The 21,632-nt window shown below is 69.9% G+C and carries 21 protein-coding genes; 11 read left to right on the top strand and 10 right to left on the bottom strand.

What is annotated here, in order from left to right; genetic code table 11:
• Window positions 1-218 precede the first annotated feature (218 nt).
• The gene (locus H516_RS0105895) at window positions 219-1,817 is read right to left on the bottom strand and encodes an AMP-binding protein (protein ID WP_022888795.1); all 1,599 of its coding nucleotides are present in this window, start codon (window positions 1,815-1,817) and stop codon (window positions 219-221) included.
• 136 nt (window positions 1,818-1,953) lie between these two features.
• On the opposite strand from H516_RS0105895, the gene H516_RS0105890 reads away from it, so the two are divergent.
• From H516_RS0105890 to H516_RS0105875, 4 genes are all read left to right on the top strand, one after another.
• The gene (locus H516_RS0105890; RefSeq protein WP_022888794.1) at window positions 1,954-2,382 is read left to right on the top strand and encodes a Fur family transcriptional regulator; all 429 of its coding nucleotides are present in this window, start codon (window positions 1,954-1,956) and stop codon (window positions 2,380-2,382) included.
• 135 nt (window positions 2,383-2,517) lie between these two features.
• A complete protein-coding gene (locus H516_RS0105885; RefSeq protein ID WP_026378480.1) occupies window positions 2,518-3,978 on the top strand; it encodes a catalase in 1,461 nt (486 codons plus the stop codon).
• A gap of 103 nt (window positions 3,979-4,081) precedes the next feature.
• Entirely contained in the window at window positions 4,082-4,801 is a 720-nt protein-coding gene (locus H516_RS0105880; protein WP_022888792.1) for a flavodoxin family protein, read from the top strand.
• A 216-nt stretch (window positions 4,802-5,017) separates the two neighbouring features.
• Window positions 5,018-6,166, top strand: coding sequence for a M14 family zinc carboxypeptidase (locus H516_RS0105875; protein WP_022888791.1), 1,149 nt, complete (start codon window positions 5,018-5,020; stop codon window positions 6,164-6,166).
• A gap of 205 nt (window positions 6,167-6,371) precedes the next feature.
• Here H516_RS0105875 and H516_RS0105870 read toward each other — a convergent pair whose 3' ends face one another.
• The gene (locus tag H516_RS0105870; RefSeq protein WP_022888790.1) at window positions 6,372-6,887 is read right to left on the bottom strand and encodes a tetratricopeptide repeat protein; all 516 of its coding nucleotides are present in this window, start codon (window positions 6,885-6,887) and stop codon (window positions 6,372-6,374) included.
• Window positions 6,888-7,191: 304 nt separating this feature from the next.
• Between H516_RS0105870 and H516_RS21205 the strand changes: the two genes are divergently transcribed.
• Window positions 7,192-7,743 carry a hypothetical protein gene (locus tag H516_RS21205; RefSeq protein WP_157432160.1) on the top strand — a complete coding sequence of 184 codons (552 nt, stop codon included), beginning with the start codon at window positions 7,192-7,194 and terminating at the stop codon, window positions 7,741-7,743.
• Between the two features lie 12 nt (window positions 7,744-7,755).
• Here H516_RS21205 and purQ read toward each other — a convergent pair whose 3' ends face one another.
• The 5 genes from purQ to kynA form a co-directional block, all read right to left on the bottom strand.
• Window positions 7,756-8,454, bottom strand: a complete 699-nt coding sequence (gene purQ, locus H516_RS0105860) for a phosphoribosylformylglycinamidine synthase subunit PurQ (RefSeq protein WP_022888788.1) — start codon at window positions 8,452-8,454, stop codon at window positions 7,756-7,758.
• A 17-nt stretch (window positions 8,455-8,471) separates the two neighbouring features.
• A complete protein-coding gene (gene purS / locus H516_RS0105855) occupies window positions 8,472-8,804 on the bottom strand; it encodes a phosphoribosylformylglycinamidine synthase subunit PurS (RefSeq protein WP_022888787.1) in 333 nt (110 codons plus the stop codon).
• Between the two features lie 262 nt (window positions 8,805-9,066).
• A complete protein-coding gene (locus H516_RS0105850) occupies window positions 9,067-10,290 on the bottom strand; it encodes a kynureninase (RefSeq protein WP_084620491.1) in 1,224 nt (407 codons plus the stop codon).
• Between the two features lie 32 nt (window positions 10,291-10,322).
• On the bottom strand, window positions 10,323-11,348 hold the full coding sequence (locus H516_RS18640; RefSeq protein WP_022888785.1) for an amidohydrolase family protein: 1,026 nt from the start codon (window positions 11,346-11,348) through the stop codon (window positions 10,323-10,325).
• Window positions 11,349-11,430: 82 nt separating this feature from the next.
• Entirely contained in the window at window positions 11,431-12,312 is an 882-nt protein-coding gene (kynA, locus tag H516_RS0105840; protein WP_425393472.1) for a tryptophan 2,3-dioxygenase, read from the bottom strand.
• Between the two features lie 209 nt (window positions 12,313-12,521).
• On the opposite strand from kynA, the gene H516_RS18635 reads away from it, so the two are divergent.
• Window positions 12,522-13,172 (top strand): TetR/AcrR family transcriptional regulator, encoded by a 651-nt coding sequence (locus H516_RS18635; RefSeq protein ID WP_022888782.1) that lies wholly within the window; start codon window positions 12,522-12,524, stop codon window positions 13,170-13,172.
• Window positions 13,173-13,199: 27 nt separating this feature from the next.
• On the opposite strand, the gene H516_RS0105825 is transcribed toward H516_RS18635, so the two are convergent.
• Together H516_RS0105825 and tatA are read right to left on the bottom strand one after the other, a co-directional pair.
• The gene (locus H516_RS0105825) at window positions 13,200-13,781 is read right to left on the bottom strand and encodes a response regulator transcription factor (protein ID WP_022888781.1); all 582 of its coding nucleotides are present in this window, start codon (window positions 13,779-13,781) and stop codon (window positions 13,200-13,202) included.
• An 85-nt stretch (window positions 13,782-13,866) separates the two neighbouring features.
• Window positions 13,867-14,109, bottom strand: a complete 243-nt coding sequence (gene tatA / locus H516_RS0105820; protein WP_022888780.1) for a twin-arginine translocase TatA/TatE family subunit — start codon at window positions 14,107-14,109, stop codon at window positions 13,867-13,869.
• Window positions 14,110-14,248: 139 nt separating this feature from the next.
• On the opposite strand from tatA, the gene H516_RS18630 reads away from it, so the two are divergent.
• Window positions 14,249-15,217: an acetylxylan esterase gene (locus tag H516_RS18630; protein ID WP_022888779.1), complete on the top strand. Its 969-nt coding sequence runs from the start codon at window positions 14,249-14,251 to the stop codon at window positions 15,215-15,217.
• 25 nt (window positions 15,218-15,242) lie between these two features.
• Here H516_RS18630 and H516_RS18625 read toward each other — a convergent pair whose 3' ends face one another.
• A complete protein-coding gene (locus H516_RS18625; RefSeq protein ID WP_022888778.1) occupies window positions 15,243-15,980 on the bottom strand; it encodes a FadR/GntR family transcriptional regulator in 738 nt (245 codons plus the stop codon).
• Window positions 15,981-16,069: 89 nt separating this feature from the next.
• Between H516_RS18625 and H516_RS0105805 the strand changes: the two genes are divergently transcribed.
• The 4 genes from H516_RS0105805 to H516_RS0105790 all read left to right on the top strand — a co-directional run bounded on the left by H516_RS0105805 (window position 16,070) and on the right by H516_RS0105790 (window position 21,577).
• Entirely contained in the window at window positions 16,070-17,674 is a 1,605-nt protein-coding gene (locus tag H516_RS0105805) for an ABC transporter substrate-binding protein (protein ID WP_022888777.1), read from the top strand.
• Window positions 17,675-17,750: 76 nt separating this feature from the next.
• The gene (locus tag H516_RS0105800) at window positions 17,751-18,704 is read left to right on the top strand and encodes an ABC transporter permease (RefSeq protein ID WP_022888776.1); all 954 of its coding nucleotides are present in this window, start codon (window positions 17,751-17,753) and stop codon (window positions 18,702-18,704) included.
• Window positions 18,705-18,707: 3 nt separating this feature from the next.
• On the top strand, window positions 18,708-20,783 hold the full coding sequence (locus H516_RS0105795; RefSeq protein WP_022888775.1) for a dipeptide/oligopeptide/nickel ABC transporter permease/ATP-binding protein: 2,076 nt from the start codon (window positions 18,708-18,710) through the stop codon (window positions 20,781-20,783).
• The gene (locus H516_RS0105790; RefSeq protein WP_022888774.1) at window positions 20,780-21,577 is read left to right on the top strand and encodes an ATP-binding cassette domain-containing protein; all 798 of its coding nucleotides are present in this window, start codon (window positions 20,780-20,782) and stop codon (window positions 21,575-21,577) included. The genes H516_RS0105795 and H516_RS0105790 overlap by 4 nt, the downstream gene beginning before the upstream one ends.
• The last annotated feature ends 55 nt before the right edge of the window (window positions 21,578-21,632 follow it).

Raw genomic sequence — 21,632 nt, 5'->3', positions numbered from 1 at the left:
CGCGCCCGCCCGCCCGCGCCCGCGCCCGCGCCCGCCCGCGCCCGCCCCGCCCGCCCGATGCGTTGCGGGGGTGCTTTTCCGCAACTCTCGTGTCGAACACGCGCCCGCGATTGCGCAACAGCACCCCCGGAACGGAAAAGTGGGCGGGTGCGGGTGCGGGTGCGGGTGCGGGTGCGGGTGCGGGTGCGGGTGCGGGTGCGGGTCCGGGTCCGGGTGCGTCACGCGTTCGCGGCGGTTTCGCGGGCCCGCAGGTCTTTGCGGAGGATCTTGCCCGACGCCGACTTCGGGATCTGCTCGATGAACTCGACGACGCGCACCTTCTCGTGCGGGGCGACGTGGGCCGCGACATGCTCCATGACTCCCGAGTCGTCGAGCGCGGCGCCCTGCTGCACGACGACGAACGCCTTCGGCACCTCCTGCCCGTCGTCGTCGGGCACGCCGATGACGGCGGCGTCGGCGATCGCAGGGTGCTCGAGCAGCACGGCCTCGAGCACCGCCGGCGCCACTTGGTAGCCCTTGTATTTGATGAGCTCCTTCAGCCGGTCGACGATGCGGTAGACGCCGTCGGCGGTGACGGTCGCGATGTCGCCGGTGTGCAGCCAGCCGTCGGAGTCGAGCATCTCGGCAGTGGCATCGGGTCGGCCGAGGTAGCCCTGCATGACCTGCGGTCCCCTGATCCAGATCTCACCGGGCTCGCTCGCCTCGCCGGGCGACGCCGGCACCGTGACATCCTGCCCGGTCTCGGCATCGATGATGCGCGCCTCGGTGTTCGCGAGCAGTACGCCGATCGTCGAGCGGTCGAGGTCGGGGCGGTCGATGGGGATCACGTGCGTCACGGGGCTCGTCTCGGTCATTCCGTAGCCCTGGCAGACGATGCAGTCGAGGCGCTTCGCGACGAGTTCGGCGAGCGCGCCGTCGAGCGGCGCCGCGCCCGAGAACACGACCTTCACGCTCGACAGGTCGAACTGGTCGATGAGGGGATGCTTCGCGAGGGCGACCGCGATCGGCGGGGCGATGAATACCCACGTCGTGCGGTGCTCGCTCACGACGCGCAAGAACTCGGCGAGGTCGAACTTCGGCATGGTGACGAGGCTCGCCCGCTGTCTGAGTGCGAAGTTGAGCAGCACGGTCATGCCGTAGATGTGGAAGAACGGCAGCACCGCGAGCACCCGGTCGTCGTCGGTGAGCGAGATGGTGGCGCCGCACTGGGCGACGTTCGCGACGAGGTTGCGGTGGGTGAGCATGACGCCCTTGGGTCGCCCGGTGGTGCCCGACGAGTACGGCAGCACGGCGAGGTGGGTGGCCGGGTCGAAGCTCACCTCGGGCGCGGGGCGGCCCTCGCCGAGCAGTTCGGCCAGCGACGGATGCCCCGGGGCGCCGTCGAGCACGATGATCTGCTCGCTCGGGATCGCGAGGTGCTCGGCCGCGGCGAGCACCCCGGGCAGGAGGGGGCTCACCGTGACGATCCAGCGCGCACCGGCGTCGCGCAGCTGGTTCTCGATCTCGTCGGGGGTGTAGAGGGAGTTGATCGTGGTCGCCGTCGCGCCCGCCCTGAGGATGCCGTGGAACACCGTCGCGAAAGCGGGCACGTTGGGGCACAGCACGCCCACGACCTCGCCCACGCCGATGCCGCGTGCGGCGAGCGCGCCCGCGAAGAGGCCGATGTGGGCGATCAGCTGCCGGTAGCTGGTGGCGGCACCGCTCGTGCCGTCGATGATGGCGACGGTGTCGAGCCGATCCTCGTCGAGCGAGCCGAACAGGAACTCGAAGACCGACACGTTCGGGATGTCGACCTCGGGGTGGGGGCTGCGAGCCATGCGATCTCCTTCGATCAGCCGCGCCGATCACCGTCGATCGGGCGTGGATTCATCCTGCTTCACCGAGGTCTCCGATGGAAGGGGCAGCCCGGGGCAGTTGTTTTGAATCACCCAAAACAACTGCTAGCGTGAGGGCATGGACACCGAGACGGCCCCCGAGCGCATTCGCGCCGCGGGCCTGAAGGTCACCGCACCGCGCTCGGCCGTGCTCGAGGCGCTCTCCGGCCCCGGCCACCTCGATGCCGAGGCCGTCTACGAGCGCGTGCGCCAGACGCTGCCGACGACCTCGCTGCAGGCCGTCTACGGAGTGCTCGCGGCGCTCACGGGTGCGGGTCTCGTGCGCCGCATCGAGCCCGCAGGCTCATCGGCACTCTACGAGGGGCGCACCGGCGACAACCATCACCACCTCGTGTGCACGAGATGCCACACCGTCGCCGACGTCGACTGCGTCGTCGGCGAGCCGCCCTGCCTCGAACCGAGCGACGCGGGCGGCTTCGCGATCCACACCGCCGAGGTCACCTTCTGGGGCCTCTGCGCCGACTGCCGATCGGAGACCGCGGTCTAGCCCGCGACATCCGCCCCATCGCTTCCGCCGGCCCTGCCCGGCGGAGTGCGAGCGCGCGCCCTCGAGCGCGCGCTCGTCGCCGCGCCCCGCCGCGGCATCGTCACCCGCCCGCCAACCGACCAGAAGGACGAACGCATGACGAACCACACCACCACCCAGACCGGAACTCCGGTCGCGAGCGACGCGCACTCGCTCACCGTCGGCGCCGACGGCGCGACCGTGCTGCACGACCGCTACCTCGTCGAGAAGCTCGCGCAGTTCAACCGCGAGCGCATCCCCGAGCGGATCGTGCATGCGAAGGGCGGCGGCGCGTTCGGTCGCTTCGAAGTCACGGCGGATGTCTCGCGCTACACGCGTGCGGCGGTGTTCCAGCCGGGCGCCGAGAGCGAGACCCTGCTGCGCTTCTCGTCGGTCGCGGGCGAGCAAGGTTCGCCCGACACCTGGCGCGACGTGCGCGGCTTCTCGCTGAAGTTCTACACGACCGAGGGCAACTACGACCTCGTCGGCAACAACACCCCGGTGTTCTTCATCCGCGACGGCATCAAGTTCCCCGACTTCATCCACTCGCAGAAGCGCCTGCCCGGCTCGGGCCTGCGCGACGCCGACATGCAGTGGGACTTCTGGACCCTCTCGCCCGAGTCGGCCCATCAGGTCACCTACCTCATGGGCGACCGGGGCCTCCCGACGTCGTGGCGCGAGATGCAGGGCTACGGCTCGCACACGTATCAGTGGATCAACGCCGAGGGCGAGCGCTTCTGGGTGAAGTACCACTTCCGCTCGCGCCAGGGCGACCTGCACCTGGACGCCGCGGAGGCCGAGGCGATCGCCGGTGCCGACGCCGACTACTACCGCCGCGACCTGTTCGACGCGATCGATCGCGGCGACTTCCCGAAGTGGGACATGTTCGTGCAGGTCATGCCCTACGAGGAGGCGAAGAGCTACCGCTTCAACCCCTTCGACCTCACCAAGGTGTGGCCGCACGCCGACTACCCGCTCATCGAGGTCGGCACGCTCACCCTCGACCGCAACCCGCAGAACTTCTTCGCCGAGATCGAGCAGGCGGCGTTCTCGCCCGCGAACACCGTGCCCGGCATCGGCATCAGCCCCGACAAGATGCTGATGGCCCGCGTGTTCAGCTACCCCGATGCGCAGCGGTACCGCGTGGGCACGAACTACAACCAGATCCCGGTGAACGCGCCGCACGCGGCCCCCGTCGCGAACTCCTCGCAGGACGGCGCGCAGCGCCACGGCTTCAACGCGCCGTCGACGCCCGTGTACGCGCCGAACTCGTTCGGCGGTCCGGTCGCGTCGGCCGAGGCCGCGGGCGAGGGCTCGTGGGAGGGTGACGGCGAACTCGTGCGCACCGCGTACACGTTGCGCGCCGACGACAGCGACTTCGGTCAGGCGGGCACGCTCTACCGTGACGTGTACTCGCCCGAGGCGAAGCTGCGCCTGCAGGCGACCCTCGCCGGGCAGGCGCAGGCGATCACGATCGACGAGATCCGCGAGCGCTTCTTCCAGTACTGGACGAACGTCGACGCGGGGCTCGGCGGGGTGCTGCGCGAGGGATTCGCCGCCGTACGCGCCGCGGCCTGATCGGTGCTCACGGGCCCGGATGCCGCCGTCGGCGCGTCCGGGCCCGCCCGCGGCATCCACGAGCCTCTGCCGGCGCCGCCGGCACGCGAGTAACATCGCGCGCATGGCCGAGCAGCCGGACTTCTCAGACCTCCGTGCCCTCTTCGTGAACTGCACGTTGAAGCGAAGTCCCGAGGTGAGCCACACGCAGGGCCTCATCGACGCGAGCGCCGCGCTGATGCGCGAGCATCGCGTGCAGGTCGACGAGTTGCGGTTCGTCGACCTCGACGTCGCGACGGGCGTCTACCCCGACATGCGTGAACACGGATGGCCCGTCGATGTCTGGCCCGACGAGGTGTGGCCGCGCGTCGAGGCCGCCGACATCCTCGTGGTCGGCGGGCCGATCTGGCTCGGCGACAACTCCTCGATCACGAAGAAGTTCATCGAGCGGCTCTACGCGATGAGCGCGCTCGTGAACGATCGCGGGCAGTACGTCTACTACGGCAGGGTCGGCGGGGCGATCATCACCGGCAATGAAGACGGCATCAAGCACTGCGCGCAGAACATCCTGTACAGCCTTCAGCACATCGGGTACTCGATCCCCCCGGGTGCCGACGCCGGATGGATCGGCGAAGCGGGACCGGGCCCGAGTTATCTCGACCCCGGATCGGGTGGCCCCGAGAACGACTTCACCAACCGCAACACGACGTTCATGACGTACAACCTGCTGCACCTCGCGCGGCTGCTGAACGATGCGGGCGGATTCCCCGTGGGCGGCAACGTGCGCGCCGAGTGGGATCGCGGTGAGCACTTCGGCTTCGAGGCGAACCCCGAGTACCGCTGAGCGGCGTCCAGCGTACCGGCTGCCAGGGGCTTGCGGGAGGGCTCGCGAGAAGCAGGGACGAACGGGTGGGGATCGTTCAACAATCCGGACGCCCGTCTCTTGAGTCGCGACCACCTCGCTCCATAGGCTGCCCATACGTCTCGGGGGAGACGGCCGCACCGACTCCCTCGGATTCGTGTCGCATTCGCGCCATGCCATCTCGATGAGGAGAAGAACATGACCAACGGCTCGAAATCACAACCACGCACCCGGCGCTCGATCACCCTCGCCGCTACGGCGGCGCTCGCGCTCGCCGCCCCGCTCGCCACGAGTTCCCCCGCCTTCGCCGACGCCAACTTCCCGTCGCCGAACGGCAACACCAACACGTCGAGCATGCTCGACTACGCCGACCTCGTGGCCGAGCTCGAGAAGCTCGAACAGACCTCGCGCTTCGGCCTCGACGCCTTCACGCTCGCCGAGGCGGGCACGTCGGTGAACACCTCCGAGTCGGGTCGCGACCTCTACGTCGCGACCGTGGGAAGCGGCCCCGAGAACGTCTGGCTGCAGGGCCGCATCCACGGCAACGAGCCCTACGGCACCGACTCGCTGCTCGCCGTGCTGAAGGAGCTCGGCACCAACGGCTCGCCCGACTGGCAACTGCTGCGCGACAGCTACACCTTCCACGTCATCCCGATGTACAACCCCGACGGCTCCGAGCTGAACATCCGCCACACGGTGCTGCAGGACGGCACCGCGAAGCGGATCGACCTCAACCGCGACTGGGGGGTCGGCAAGTTCGAGGCCGCCGAGTCGGAGGGCTACTACGAGTACTGGACGATGGTCGACCCGGCGTTCGCCGTCGACGTCCACCACCAGGGCCTCAAGACCGAGCGCGGCGACGGCGACGAGGTCACCCTGTCGCTCGGGGTCTCGCTCGCGCCCGGCGGGCAAACGCTGCCCGGCATCGAGGGCGGCGCCTACGACATGCTCACCCGCCAGATGCAGGTGCACGTCTTCGACGAGCTCTCGAAGTACGGGTACATCAACATCGACCGCTACGACGTCGGCCGCGGCATCGAGATCGACATCAAGGGCGGCGTGGTCTCGGCGATGATGCTCGGGCTGAACCACGACGGGCTGAACCCCGAGGGCCACAGCAACCCGGCGATCTTCTTCGAGACGAGCGGCAACACGAGCGACGGCAGCCTCGGCCAGAAGGCGCGCGGCAAGTCGATCAAGCAGAACGTGCTCGCGCTGCAGGAGCTGCTCGTCGGCATGGCGACCGGTGAGGTGGCGCAGGAGGACCCGGCCCGCTGGGACGAGATCCCGCACGCGCCGGTCACGGCCTACCAGACCGACAGCGGGGTGATCCCGGCGTCGTTCTAGGCACTGCTCTGACGCACGATGCGGCGGCCGGTCCCGGTTTCGGGGCCGGCCGCCGTCGTCGGTGCGGCGTGCCTCGGCGCGCCCGCCCTCCCTGGCCTGCCCGCCGTTCCTGCCCTGCTCACGGCATCCGTCGCGTCGCCGAAACCGCTCGTAATCGCCCCGTTTCGAACGGCTTTCGGCGACTCGGGCGTCTGGATGCCTCGCGTCAGTGTCGAGCGTCGCGTTCGGCCAGGTACCCCGCGTTGCCGCGGAGCGCCGGCTCGTAGCGACGCAGTTCGTCGGTCGGCAGCCGGTCGGCGATGAGTTCGACGAGCATCGCGACGGCGGCGTCGCTGCGCCCCGACTCGTGCAGCGTGAACGCCTCGAACACGCGAAGCGAATCGGACTCCGGGAACTCCGCGCGAGCTCGTGCGAACACGGCGAGTGAGTCGTCGAACCGCTCGAGGTTGCGCAGTGTGCTGCCGTATTGCAGCAGGCACCGACGCAGTGCGTCGCCGGCGAGCCCGCCGTCGATCGAACGCTCGTAGTATCCCGCGGCGACCTCCTCCTCGCCGGCCGTGTCGTACGACCCGCCGACCTCGTAGAGCACCTCGGGGTCCTCCGGGTGTTCGGCGAGCACGCCGAGGAACGCCTCGATCGTCGGTCGCATGTTGGCGCGGTCGCGGGCGGCGAAGATCTCGGCGAGACGAGCTCGCAAGTCGGGCGGCGTGGGGCGTGGCATCCGTTCAGTATGTCGTTCGCACGGGTGCGCCCGGGGGTTCGGCTCGCCCTCTCCGCTTCGTCGAGTCGTCACGAATCGTCCGAACGTGAACGGGTTCGAGCGGAAGTCGGCGACTCGCCCCGTCAAGTCCGGGCTCCGCGTGCAGCCAGAGCCCGCTCGACCCGCGCCGCCGTGTCACCGGGGAAGCGGAATCGCCCGCGGGCGCGACCGTGCACGACCTGCCGGCCGGCGCCCGCACCCGGGAAGTCCCGCGACCGTGCCGCCCGCTTGGGAGCCATCCAGTACGGTGAGCGAGGAGGATGACATGATCACACCGGAGTTTCCCCGCGACCTGCTCATGACCGGAGCGATTTTCGGGGTGGCGGCGTTCATCTGGGCCGGGTGGGCGCAGGAGCGCCCGCCACGGCACTGGATCTGGCGCGTGTTGCTGGCCGTGATCGGGCTCGGCGGAATCGCGCTCGCCGCGCTCAGCATCCCGAGGGCCATCCGCAACTGGAGCTCGCCGACCGCGATCGAGGTCGGCGGGCCGGCGTTCATCACCTACGTCGTGGTGTTCTGGGTCGAGGTGATCGCGATGATCGTGTTGTCGATCCTCGCCACCCGCCGCGGACGCTCCGACCTGATCGCCCCGCTGATCCTCGCGGTGGTGGGCATCCACTTCCTCCCGCTTGCGTGGGTGTTCGGCCAGCCGATCCTGGCTGTCACCGGTGCGCTCGTCACGATCGTCGCCGCGTTCGCCACGCGTCCCCCGCTGACGATCGCGGCGCGCAGCTTCTGGTGCGGCATCGTCGGCGGACCGATCCTACTGATCTCGGGCGCGGTCTGCGCCGCTGCGGGTGCTGCGGCGCTCGCCTGAGCCCGCTCGCTCCTACGCCTCGACGAGTGCCCGCTTCACGACGCTCGTGAAGAACCCGAGCCCGTCGACCCCCGACCGCATGGCGGCGGCGGTGTCGGGGCCGAAGCCGGGCTCGACCGCGTGCTCGGGGTGCGGCATGAGGCCCACGACGTTGCCGCGCTCGTTCGAGATGCCCGCGATGTCGCGCAGGGATCCGTTGGGGTTCACGTCGACGTAGCGGAACACCACGCGACCCTCGCCCTCGAGCCGGTCGAGCGTGTCGCCTGCGGCGATGAACCCGCCCTCGCCGTTCTTCAGCGGGATGGTGATCTGCTGGCCGGCGTCGAACTCGGCCGTCCACGCGGTCGAGTCGTTCTCGACCGTGAGCACCTGGTCGCGGCAGATGAACGAGCCGTGGTCGTTGCGGATGAGCCCGCCTTCGAGCAGGCCCGCCTCGGTCAGCATCTGGAAGCCGTTGCAGATGCCGAGCACCGGCATGCCGGCGTTCGCGGCGGCGACCACCTCGGTCATGATCGGGCTGAGCGAGGCGATCGCGCCGGCGCGCAGGTAGTCGCCGTAGCTGAAGCCGCCGGGCAGGATGAGCGCGTCGACGCCCTCGAGGTCGTGCGAGCCGTGCCAGAGCGCGACGGGCTCACCGCCCGCGAGCCGTACCGCGCGCTGCGCGTCGCGGTCGTCGAGCGAGCCGGGGAAGGTGATGACGCCGATGCGCATGCGATCGCTCCCGGCGCTCAGTGGGTCTCGCCGGCGGGCGCGCCGAAGCCGTCGGCCGTCGTCGAGCCCGCGTGGGCGGCCTCTTCGGCGAGCTCGGCGTTGGTGACCTCGTAGTGGATGCCAACGACGTCCTCGATGACCTGGTTCGAGAGGATCTCTTCGGCGATCTGCTGCACGTTCGCACGGAGCGCGTCGTCGACGGGCCCGTCGATGGTCAGTTCGAAGCGCTTGCCGATGCGCACGCCGCTGAACGCGGTGTGGCCGGTGCGGGCGAGGGCGCCGGCGACGGCCTTCCCCTGGGGGTCGAGCAGTTCGGCCTTGGGCATCACGTCGACGACGATGGTGGGCACCGCGGTTCTCCGTCCGGTGTCGAGGGTGTGGATGCCTCGATTCTAACGTGCCGGCGCAGGCCTCCTCCGCAGTGCCGTCGACACGCTCGAGTCGAGGATGTCGCGCCGCGCGCCGCTCGTCCTCCCGCCGAGGTTTACAGGACAATTGCCGCTTTGCAGGACGCGTCACCCACGAGTTCGTCCTGTAAACCCCAAGATGTCCTGTCAACCCAAGGGGGGCGGCGGGGGGCGGCACAGGGCGGGACGGGTGAGAGGCGTGCGACTACGCCAGCCCCGCCCGCTCGGTGAGGACTTCGCGCAGCACTTCGCGCGTGGCAGCCAGACCTCGGTGCACCTCTTCGAAACTCGTCGACAGCGGCGAGAGGCCGATGCGGAGGCCGCCGGGGTCGCGGTAGTCGGGGATGACGTCGCGCTGCCAGAGCCGGGCGGTGACCTCGCGCATCGAGTCGTGGTGCAGCGTGACGTGTCCGCCGCGCTCCTCGGCGTCGGCGGGGGAGGCGAGCGTCACCCCGAGCGGGGCGAGCCACTCCTCGGCGAGCGAGATCGCGAACGACGTCAACGCGACCGACTTGGCGCGCAGCGCAGGCATCCCGGCCTCTTCGATCATCGCGAGGGTCTCCTCCATGGCGAGCATGCCGACGATCGGGGCGGTGCCGCTCACGAAGCGGCGGATGTCGGGCACCGGCTCGTACGAGGGACCCATCGCGAACATGTCCTTCGTGCCCCACCAGCCCTGGATCGGCTGGGTGAGCACGCCCTGCAGGTCTTCGCGCACGTACGCGAACGCGGGCGAGCCGGGCCCGCCGTTGAGGTACTTGTAGGTGCAGCCGACGGCGAGATCGAAGCCCCAGGCGTCGGCCTTCACCTCGACCGATCCGGCCGAGTGGCAGAGGTCCCAGAGGATGAGCGCGCCCGCGTCGTGCGCGATGCGGGTGAGCTCGGGGGCATCCGTCAAGTAGGCCGAACGGTACGCGACGTGCGAGACGACGACGAGTGCCGTCTCGGGGCCGGCCGCCTCGGCGAGCTGCTGGGGCGTCACGCCCGACGAGGTGTCGACGTCGATCCAGCGCAGCCGCATGCCCTTCTCGCGCGCGATGCCGTCGACGATGTACCGGTCGGTCGGGAAGTTGTCGGTGTCGATCACGATCTCGTGCCGGGCGGGGTCGCGCGCGAGCTGCGCGTCGACGGCGGCACGGGCGAGTTTGTAGAGGAGCACCGTCGTCGAGTCGCCGATGATCGTCTGGCCGGCCTTCGCCTCGATGAGGGCGCGACCGATGCGGTCGCCGATCTCGCCGGACATCGCGAGCCACGACTCGTCCCAGCCGCGGATGAGTCGACCGCCCCAGTCTTCGCGGAGGAACCGTTCGACCCGCTCGACCGCCGACACCGGGGGGCGCCCGAGCGAGTTGCCGTCGAAGTAGACGAGCTCGCTTTCGGCGCCGACGAAGCGCTTGCGGTAGTGGGCGAGCCCGTCGGCGCGGTCCATTCGGCGGGCGAAGGCGAGGTTCGGGTCGAGGGTCACAGGAGCTCCAGGTCGTCGGCCGGCACGACTCGCGCGTTCGCGAGCCAGGTCGGCAGGGAATCGGGGGGTTCGCCGGGCACGAAGGTCGCGACGCCCCCGTGACCCCAGCCGTCGCGCGCGGCGAGCGGCCACGGGTCGGTCAGTGCCTCGATGAGGTCGGATGCCTCGAGCCCGGCTCGCACGAGCAGTTCGAGCTCGTTCGTGTTCACTCCGACGGGCAGCTCGCCGTTGCCGAGGTCGGTGCCGTAGAGCACCCTGCCTCCGGCGGCGCGGAAACGGGCGAGGTTGTCGATCGCGAACGCGAGTTCGGGCGAGCCCTCGCCGAAATCGCGCGCGTGGATCGCGAGCGTCGAGATCCACGCCTGCCCTGCCGCCACGGCCCGCTCGACGAGGGCGTCGTCGAGCCGTTCGGTCCACGGCGCGTGCACGAGTGCATCGGCGCCCGCGTCGATCGCGAGGCCCGCGGTTCCGGCGCCTTCGGCGTGCACGGCGACGGGCAGGCCACGGGCGTGCGCGGCGGTGACGACGGCGTCGAGCGTCACGCGGTCGAATACCGGGCCCGCGTCGGCGTTGAGCACGACCTTCACGACGGATGCCCCGAACGCGCGCTGCTCGTCGACGGCGGCCTCGACGGGGCCGGGCAGGGCGGAGTGCTCGCGCGCGGCCTCGCGCCGGTCGCGCGACTCGCCGGCAGCCGGGAGCTGCGGCACCTCTCGGACACTGCCGTCGGGCCGCCACGCCCGGTCGGACGGGTACCCGCCGATCGCGGTCAGGAACGCGCCCGCGTAGCGCACCACCGGCAGCCCGTCGCGTGCCGCCCGCGCGGCGACCGCCGAGGGGTTCGCGCCGAGGTCGACGACGCCCGCGATGCCGCCGGCGACCGCCCGGTCGGGGCTCGTGAGCTGAACGTGCACATGGTGGTCGATGAACGGCGGCAGCACGATGCCGACCTCGCCCGCGTGCGCTCCGTTCAGCGACCGCCGGGCAGCCCGTCCGAGCTCATCGTCGTTCCGGGGGTGCATTTCCGCAGCATTCATGCTCGGAATCCGGCTCGCCTTGCGGGAAAGCACCCCCGCAACGGCATCGCCCGCATCGCTCGCATGATCAGCCCGGGATTTCTGTGCGCACGGCGTAGAGCTCGGGGAAGAAGGTCAGCTCGAGGGCCCGCTTGAGGAACGGCGCGCCGCTCGACCCGCCGGTGCCGGGCTTCGAGCCGATGATGCGTTCGACGGTCTTCAGGTGGCGGAAGCGCCAGAGCTGGAAATTGTCCTCGAGGTCGACGAGCTCCTCGCAGGTCTCGTACGCCGACCAGTGCTCGGTGGTGTCGCCGTAGATCTGCGCGAACACGGGAACGAGCTCGGGCGTGAAGGTCCACGCGAGGGTCACGTCGCGTTCGAGCACCGACGCGGGGATCGGGTACCCCGCCCGGGCGAGCAGCCGCAGGAACTCGTCGTAGAGGCTCGGCGACTCGAGGGCGTGGCGCAGCAGGGCCGTGGCCGAGGCATCCGCTTCGAAGACCTGCAGCATCTTCGCGTTCTTGTTGCCGAGCACGAACTCGACCGCGCGGTACTGGTACGACTGGAACCCGCTCGCGTTGCCGAGCACCCCGCGGAACTGCGCGTACTCGGCGGGAGTCAGCGTCGCGAGCACCGACCATTGCTCGGTCAGCGTCTTCTGGATGTGCTTGACCCGGGCGATGCACTTGAGCGCCCGGCCGAGCTCGTCGGCGCGCAGCAGGTCGCGCGCGGTCTCGAGCTCGTGCAGCACCAGCTTCAGCCACAGCTCGGTGGTCTGGTGCTGGATGATGAACAGCAGCTCGTCGTGATGCTCGGGTCGCGAGATCGGGCGCTGCGCGCTGAGCAGGGTCGGCAGGTCGAGGTAGCCGCCGTAGCTCATGCGGTCGCTGAAATCGGTGACGACGGATGCCTCGATGGTGCGGGTGTTCGCTGCGACGCCGCCGTCGGTCACGCCTTCGTGTTGTGTCACCCCACCAGCCTATGCGTCACCAGCGGGTTGAGGAGGAGCGCAGCGACGTCTCGAAACCCCGAAGCGACGCGGCGGACGCCGACCGGGCGAACCGGCGCGCCCGCCGCGTCGTGCCCTCCACCCCCCAGTGGAGGAGCGCCGACCCGTTCTTCGGGTAAACGGAGACGGCCCTCCGAATCATACGCGACGATTCCGCGTACAGTGAAGCGATGACCTCGTCGATGTCGTCGCGTCGTGACGCGCGGCGCAATCACGAACGCCTGCTCCGCGAAGCGCGGCGGCTCTTCGCGGAACGCGGCATCGACGCGCCGCTCGACGAGCTCGCCGCGCGGGCGGGGGTCGGCGCCGGCACCGTCTACCGGCATTTCCCGAACCGCGACGCCCTCGTGCGCGAGATCTACGACACCGCGGTCGCCGAGTTGCACGATCTCGCCCCCGAGATCCTCGGCGCCGAGACGGGCTGGCGTTCGGTCGAGCTCTACGTCGAACGACTCGGCGCCTGGGTCGCGGACTCGCCGTACCTGCCCGCCGTCATGCGCCGCGTCGCCGAGCTCGACCCCACGCATCGGCCGGGCGTCGAATTCGAGCCGCTGGTCGAGGGCCTCATCGCCAGGGCGCAAGCCGAGGGAGCCTTGCGCGCCGACGTCACGGCGGTCGACCTCGGCATCCTCGTCGACATGCTCGGCTCGCTCGGCCAGTACGGCGGCGAGTACCTGCCCTTCTGGCGCCGCCAGCTCACCATCGTGCTCGACGGGCTGCGGGCGAGGCCCGGCACGACGCCGATGCCCGTGCCGGGGCAGGCGTTCGCGGCGTTCCACGACATGTCGCACGCGAAGGGACCGAAGCCCGCTCCCCGGTGAGTCGGAGTCGTCGGTCCAGGACCGTGACTAGACCACGACCCCGCTCGCGCGGGCCCGGTACACCGCCTCGATCCGCGTCCTCGCGCCGAGTCGGGCGAGGATGTCGCGAACGTGCTGCTTCACGGTCGGCAGGCCGATGGCGAGCTCGCGCCGGATCTCGTCGTTCGAGTACCCCTTCGCCACGAGCGCGAGCACCTCGAGCTGCCGCGGGGTGAGGCGCGGCAGTCGATGCGCGCTGCGGCCCGCGCAGAGGGTGTGCACGGCGCTCGCGAGCTCGGCGGGTGCGGCGTCGGGGTCGAGCAGCAGGATGCCGTGGTCGCGACCGGTCTCGCCGGGGGCGGCGCCCCGGTGCAGGGCGAGCACTCCCGGGTTGCCGCCCGTCGCGCGGAGCTCGTGCAGGAAGCCGGCGCCGTGCTCGGTCGAGAGCTCGAGGTCGACGACGACGAGCTGCGCCCGGTCGGCGTCGGCGGCGATGATCGCCTCGGTGTACCCGGCGGCCTCGCCGACCGAGCCGATGCCCTGCGCCCGCAGCAGGTTCGAGAGCGCGATGCGCATCAGGCGTCGCGGTGAGACGACCACCGCTCTCACGTCGTTCCGGTCGTGGTGCATGTCGGGCTCCCTCGCAGGGGCCGTCGGGTGCGGCCTCTGCAATGAATATGTCCGGATGCGGCGTTCGGGTTCCCGATCGGGGCGGTCAGACCTGCGCGTCGCCCGCTCGCCGAGCGGCGCCGACGGGGTGCTGCGTCGCGGCCGGGCCCGCTGCCTCTTCCGCCGCGTCTTCTGCCTCGTCGGCCGCAGGCGATCGCACCTCCTTCTTCAGGATGTGCATCGACTGGCCGAGGCTTCGCGCGAGTTGCGGCAGCTTCGGCGCGCCGAAGATCAGGAGGATCACGAAGAGGATGATGACGGCGTGCCAACCGGTCAGATTGTGGAGCATGTGACTTCCTTGTCGTGGGCATGACTCGGGCGATGGCCAGGATGGACCCCACACCCGAGAGGTCGCCTCACTTCACCACATCTGACATCAGATGTCCAGTGTGGTTGGATGCATTCGGACACCCAGCGAGAGGACCCCGATGTACGTCGACCTGCCCGAGACCGAACTCCGTGAATACCGTGGAAGCGCACGCGAACCGAAGGACTTCGATCGGTTCTGGTCGGAGACCCTCGCGGAGGCGCGGGAGTTCGACCTCGACGTGCGGATCGAGCCGGTCGAGACGCCGCTCGCCACGGTCGAGGTCTTCGACGTGTCCTTCGCGGGTTCGGGCGGGCAGCAGGTGCGCGCGTGGCTCCGGATTCCGTCGGGGGCGAGGGGGCCGCTGCCCGCGGTGGTCCAGTTCCACGGCTACGGGCGGGGCCGCGGCGACGCCGCGGAGAACCTGCTCTGGGCGTCGGCGGGCTATGCGCATCTCGAGCTCGACACTCGCGGGCAGGCCTGGAGTGGATCGCGCGGCGCGACACCCGACGATGCGGGCTCGGGGCCGCAGGTGCCCGGCTTCCTGACCCGGGGGATCGAGGGCCCCGAGACCTACTACTACCGGAGACTGATCGTCGACGCGGTGCGGTTGACCGAGGTCGCTCGTGAACTGCCGCAGATCGATCCGAACCGCGTCGGCGTGTTCGGCGTCAGCCAGGGCGGCGGACTCGCGCTCGCCGTGGCCGGCCTCGTTCCCGCTCTCTCGTGCGTGGTGGCGAGGGTGCCTTTCCTCTGCGACTTCCCGCGGGCGACCGTCATCACCGATGCGCGGCCGTATCGCGAGATCGTCGACTACTTGTCGTGGTATCGCGACCGCCGCGAGGACGTGCTCGATACGCTCGCCTACTTCGACGGGGTGAATTTCGCCGCCCGGGCTGCTGCGCCGGTGCGGATCACCGTCGCCCTCATGGACCCGGTCTGCCCGCCCTCGACCGTGTTCGCGGCGTACAACCGCTATGCCGGGCCGAAGGAGATCACCGTCTGGCCGTACAACGCGCACGAGGGCGGCGGTCACGATGACGACCTGCTCACGCTCCAGACCTTCGCCGAGCTGCTCGGCGCAGAGTGAGGCGGGTGGTGCCACGCACGCCCGGTCAGTTGCGAGGCGACGCCTTCTCGAGCGCGCGCCGCAGCGGGAGGTAGTGTTCGACGACGGCGGCGCGATAGCGGGCGACATCGCCCGCGACCGCGGCCTCGAGCATGGCGCCGTGCGCGTGTGCGGTGTCGGCGATGTCGGCGGCCGGCGCGAGGCCGAGCTTCGGGTAGACCACCGTGTTCACCTCCCAGAACGCGGCGACGAGCTGGCCGACGAGGGCGTTGTCGAGGTAGTCGAGCAGACGTGTGTGAAAGGCGTAATCCTCTGCGGCGAACCCCTCGCCGCGATTCGCCTTCGCGGTCATCTTCGCGACGAGCTCGGCGAGGTCGGGGTCGTGCGTGCCCTCGAGCGCCGTGACCACCTGTTCGGCCATGGCGAGATCGAGCGCCTCGCGAACCTCGACGACCTCGCGCAGGGCCGCGACGCTGTCGTCCTGGTCGACGACGCCCCTGAAGACGAGCCCCTCGACGAGTGGGGCGAGCGAGAGCTGGCCGACATAGGTGCCGTGGCCGTGGCGCACCTCGACGATGTCGAGCGCCGCGAGCATCCGCATCGCCTCACGCACGCTCGAGCGACTCACTTCGAGGCGGGCGCAGATGTCGGCCTCGGTGGGCATCAGGTCGCCGGGTCGCAGACCCTCCGAGAGAATCAGGTCCTTGATCCGATCGGTCACCGCATCGCGCTTGCGCGGAGCGGCTGAGAAGACCGGGGTGACGGTCTGATCCTGTGTCGCCATCGTCGGCTTGACCTTTCGTTCGTATCGGGGCTAGATTCACTTTACTCAGATACGACGTCTGATGTCCGATATCCAGGAGAATTCATCCAATGTTGAAGGAAACGCTCCACGTTGAGACGAGCCGCCGGGTCTTCCTCCAGGCGGCCGGCGCTGCCGGCATCATCGCCACCCTCGCCGCCTGCTCGGGGCCCGCGTCCACCAACAAGCCCGGCGCCGAGGCATCCGGCGGTGCCGTCGATGAGAATGCCACCATCGAGGCCGGCATCTCGTACGCGCTCTCGACCGGCTTCGATCCGATGACCACGACCGGCGCCGTGACCGTCGCCGCGAACTGGCACATCCTCGAGGGGCTCGTCGAGCTCGACCCCGTCAGCCGCGAGCCGTACGCGGCGCTGGCCGCCGACCTCCCTGAGGTCGACGGGACGAAGGTCACCGCCGCGCTGCGCAAGGACGCCGTCTTCCACGACGGCAGCCCGGTGACCGCCGACGACGTCGTCTTCTCGTTCCAACGGGTCCTCGACCCGGCGAACGCCTCGCTCTACGCGACGTTCATCCCGTTCGTCTCGGGAATCACGAAGGTCGACGACCAGACGGTCGAGATCTCGCTCAGCCAGCCGTTCTCGCTCGCGCTCGAGCGGCTCTCCGTCGTGAAGATCGTGCCGAAGGCGATCGTCGAAGCCGACCAGGCCGCATTCGATGCGCTGCCCACCGGCACCGGCCCCTACAAGATCACGAGCGCCAAGAAGGACGACAAGATCACCTTCGAGCGCAACGACGCCTACAACGGCCCGCGCCCCGCGCTCGCCGCGGCGATGACCTGGAACCTGCTCTCCGACGCCGCAGCCCGCGTGACCGCGGTGCAGTCGGGCCGCGTGCAGGCCATCGAAGACGTGCCCTACATCGACGTCGCGTCGCTCTCCAAAGACGTCCACGTCGAATCTGTGCAGTCGTTCGGCCAGCTGTTCATGATGTTCAACGCCGCCGCGAAGCCCTTCGACGACGTGCGCGTGCGCCAGGCGTTCCGCTACGCGATCGACTACGACAAGCTCGTCGACGTCGGCATGCTCGGGCAGGCCGCCGCCGCGACGAGCTACCTCCAGAAGGAGCACCCCTCGTACCAGAAGGCGTCGACGGTCTACAGCTACGACCTCGACAAGGCGAAGTCACTGCTCGCCGACGCGGGCGTCAAGGACCTCTCGATCGAACTCATCGCGACCGACACCAGCTGGGTGAAAGACGTGCTGCCGCTCATCAAGGAGGATCTCGATGCGCTCGGCGTGAAGACCACGCTGAACGTCAACCAGTCGGGTGCGCAGTACAAGATCGTCGATTCGGGTGCCTACACGGTCATGGTCGCCCCCGGCGATCCCTCGGTGTTCGGCAACGACGCCGACCTGCTGCTGCGCTGGTGGTACGGCGCGGCGACCCCCTGGCCGACCCAGCGCTACCGCTGGGCCGACTCCGAGGGCTTCGCCGAGATCACCCGGCTGCTCGACTCGGCGGTCGCGACCGCCGATGCGGCCGAACAGAAGCAGCTCTGGGGTCAGGCGTTCGACATCATCGCGGAGGAGGGGCCGGTCTACCCGCTCGTGCACCGCAAGCTGCCCACCGCATGGGACGACGACGCCCTCGCCGCCTTCGAGCCGCTCGCCTTCACCGGCCTGTCGTTCATCGACGTCGCCCGCAAGGGCTGACGCCGGGTCCGATCGCTTCCGGGGGCCGGCGTTCCACACCGCCTGCCCCCGGTCTCCACTTCGAAGGAGTCCACCCGTGACGACCCTGCTGCGGCTCATGCTGCGCCGCCTCGCGATCCTGCCGATCATGGTGCTCGGCATCACCGCGCTCGTCTTCTTCGTGATGCAGTTCGCCCCCGGCGACCCCGCGATCAACGCCCTCGGCGAGAGTTCATCGCAGGAGGCCCGTGACGCGTATCGCGAGAAGATGGGACTCAACGACCCGGTCATCCTGCAGTACCTGCGATTCCTCGGGAACCTGCTCCAGGGCGACCTCGGTACCACCGTGCCGCCGGCGCAGCCGGTCTCCGAGGCGATCGCGACGGCGTTCCCGCTCACGCTCCAGCTCACCTTCCTCGGCCTCCTCATCGCCGCGGTGCTCTCGCTCACGATGGGCGTCACCGGAGCCCTCTATCGCGACCGGTGGCCCGATCAGCTCACGCGCGTGCTGTCGATCGCCGGCATCGCCATCCCCTCGTTCTGGCTCGCGATCCTGCTCATCCAGACCTTCGCGCTCGGCCTCGGCTGGTTCCCGACGGGCGGCTACGTGAATCCGAACGACTCGTTCAGCGGCTGGCTGATGTCCATGGCGCTGCCCGCGGTCGCCCTCGGCATCCCCGTCGCCGCCTCCCTCACCCGCGTCGTGCGCACCTCGATGGTCGAAGAACTCGACCGCGACTACGTGCGCACCGCCATCGGCAGCGGGCTTCCCCGCCACGTCGTCGTCGGCCGCAACGTGCTGCGCAACGCGCTCATCACCCCGGTCACCGTGCTCGGCCTTCGAATCGGCTACCTCCTCGGCGGGGCGGTCGTCATCGAGGTCATCTTCGACCTGCCCGGCATGGGCAAGCTCATCCTCAACGGCGTCACGAACAACGACATCAACCTCGTTCAGGGCGTGACCCTCACCATCGCGCTCACCTTCGTGTTCGTGAACATCGCCGTCGACCTGCTGTACCTCCTCATCAACCCAAGAATCCGGACGGTGTAACCGATGCGTCGCTCACTCGCCGAACGCCTCAGCGTCCCCGGTCAGCGCATCGGGGCGATGCCGATCGGCTCGAGGATCGCGCTCGCGTTCCTCGTGCTCATCGTCCTCCTCGCTGTTTTCGCCCCACTCGTGGCGCCGTACGACCCGCTCAAGTCGGGCATCCCCGCTCAGCCCCCGTCGTGGGAGCACCTCTTCGGCACCGACCGGAACGGCCGCGACATCTTCTCGCGGCTCGTCTTCGGGGCGCGGTACTCGCTCGCGATCGGTCTCGGCGCGACGACTCTCGCCCTGATCGCCGGTGCGGTCGTCGGCTCGATCGCCGCGACCGGGCCGAACTGGGTCCGCGAAGTCATCATGCGGATCCTCGACATCATCATGTCGTTCCCCGGCATCGCCCTGGCGATCGTCTTCGTCGCGGTCTTCGGCAAGGAGCTTCCGGTGCTCATCGGCACCATCGCCTTCCTCTACATTCCGCAGATCGCGCGAATCGTGCGGGCGAACGTGCTCGCACAGGTCGGTGAGGACTACGTGGCGGCCGAGCGCGTCATGGGCGCGCGCATGCCGTACATCCTCGCGTGGCACGTCGCCCGCAACTGCGCCGCACCCATCCTCGTGTTCGTGACGGTGCTCGTCGCCGACGCGATCGTCTTCGAGGCGAGCCTCTCGTTCATCGGTGCCGGCGTGCAGGATCCGGCGCCGTCCTGGGGCAACGTCATCGCCTCCGGCCGCAACCTGCTGCTCTCGGGCGGCTGGTGGGCGACCTTCTTCCCCGGCGTGCTCATCCTGTTGACGGTGCTCTCGCTCAACGTCCTGGCCGAGGGCGTCACCGATGCGCTGGTGAAGCCGGGCGTGAAGCCCCGCGCCGCCAGGGCCATCGCCGAGGTCGCCGCCGAAGACGCCGCGCTCGACGCCGTGGTCGACGCCGAGGCGGGCTACGACCCGGCGCTCGACACCAGGTCGGCGACGATCACCACGGTCACCACCACCGCGACGAGCGCGATCGGCCGCGAGGCCGCCGAGGCGGCCGCCCGATCGGGGGCGCTCGAGGCGCACCTTGCCGAGCTTCGGGCCGCGGAGTCGGCGCGTAGCGGCCGGCTCGTCTACGAAGGCGACGCCGAGCCGCTGCTCGAGGTGCGCAACCTCTCGATCCGGTTCCCCGAGCGGCACGGCGACGTCGCCGTCGTCGACGGGGTCGGCTTCTCGGTTCGTCCCGGCGAGACGATGGCGCTCGTCGGTGAGTCGGGGTGCGGAAAGTCGATCACGAGCCTCGCGATCATGGGCCTCCTCCCCGAGTCGGCGGTCGTGAGCGGCGAGATCCTCTTCCAGGGGCGCGACCTGCTCACCATGCCGCCGAAGGAGCGCCGGGCGCTGCTCGGCCATGAGATGGCGATGGTCTACCAGGACGCCCTGAGCTCGCTCAACCCGTCGATGCTGATCCGTTCGCAGCTCGCGCAGCTGACGAAGCGCGGCGGAACCCGCACGGCGGAGGAGCTCCTGACCCTCGTCGGCCTCGACCCGGAGCGCACGCTCAAGAGCTACCCGCACGAACTCTCGGGTGGACAGCGTCAGCGGGTGCTCATCGCGATGGCGCTGACCCGCAGCCCCAAGCTCGTGGTCGCCGACGAGCCGACGACCGCGCTCGATGTGACCGTGCAGGCCCAGGTCGTCGACCTGCTCAACGAGCTCCGCGAGAAGCTCGGCTTCGCCATGGTGTTCGTGAGCCACGACCTCGCCCTCGTCGCCGAGCTCGCCCACCGCATCACGGTCATGTACGCGGGACAGGTCGTCGAGTCCGCACCGACCACGAGTCTGCTCACCAGGCCCCAGCACGAGTACACCCGGGGCCTGCTCGGCTCGGTGCTCTCGATCGAGGACGGTGCGGACCGACTGCATCAGATTCCCGGCACGGTTCCGTCACCGCGGGACTTCGTGACCGGAGACCGCTTCGCGCCACGCTCGATCGAGGGTCGGCCGGTCGGCGCCCGCCGCCCGGAGCTCGTGCCGCTGACCGACGCGACCGGCCACAGCTATGCGGCTCGCGCCGACGACGCGGCGCCCGAGAAGGAGGAGGCCCGATGAGCGGCGAAGAGATCCTGCGGCTCGACGACATCCACGTCGTGCACAAGGCCCGCACCGGAAAACTGTTCCGCCGGGATCGCGTGCACGCGGTCGCAGGTGTCAGCCTCTCGGTGCGCCGCGGCGAGACGATCGGCGTCGTCGGCGAGTCGGGCTGCGGGAAGTCGACCCTGGCCCGCGTCATGGTCGGACTTCAGGAGCCGACCGCCGGCACGGTCGCGTTCCGCGGCACCGAGCTCGGCAAGCGCGACGGAGCGCTCCGGACGGCGTACGGCAAGGCCGTCTCCGTGGTCTTCCAGGACCCCTCGACGGCATTGAACGCACGCATGAGCATCAGGGACATCCTGCTCGACCCGCTCAACGTGCACGCCATCGGCACGAAGGCCCAGCGCGAGGCCAGGGTGGTCGAACTTCTGCAGCTCGTCGGGCTGCCCGCCTCGGCCGCAGAGGTGTTGCCCGGTCAGGTCTCGGGCGGCCAGCGGCAGCGTGTCGCGATCGCCCGCGCGCTCGCGCTCGAGCCAGACCTCATCGTCGCCGACGAGCCGACCAGTGCGCTCGATGTCTCGGTGCGTGCGCAGATCCTCAATCTGCTGGCTGACCTCAAGGAGCGGCTCGACCTCGGCATGGTGTTCATCTCGCACGACATCCAGACCGTGCGCTACGTCTCCGACCGGCTCATCGTCATGTTCGCCGGCCGCATCGTCGAGGAGGGCGACGCCGACACGGTGCTCGCCGACCCACGCGACGCCTACACCCGCACCCTGCTCGGAGCCGCACCAGGCCTCCTCGCCGGCTGAGCGCGAGCGCAGGTGCAGAGTGCCGGCGCCGACCGCCCCCGCACACCGCGAACCG

The organism is Agromyces italicus DSM 16388 (assembly GCF_000421545.1).
Taxonomy (GTDB): Bacteria; Actinomycetota; Actinomycetes; order Actinomycetales; family Microbacteriaceae; genus Agromyces; species Agromyces italicus.
The sequence above is the reverse complement of the archived record's forward strand: the minus strand, read 5'-3'. Positions and strand labels throughout refer to the sequence as shown.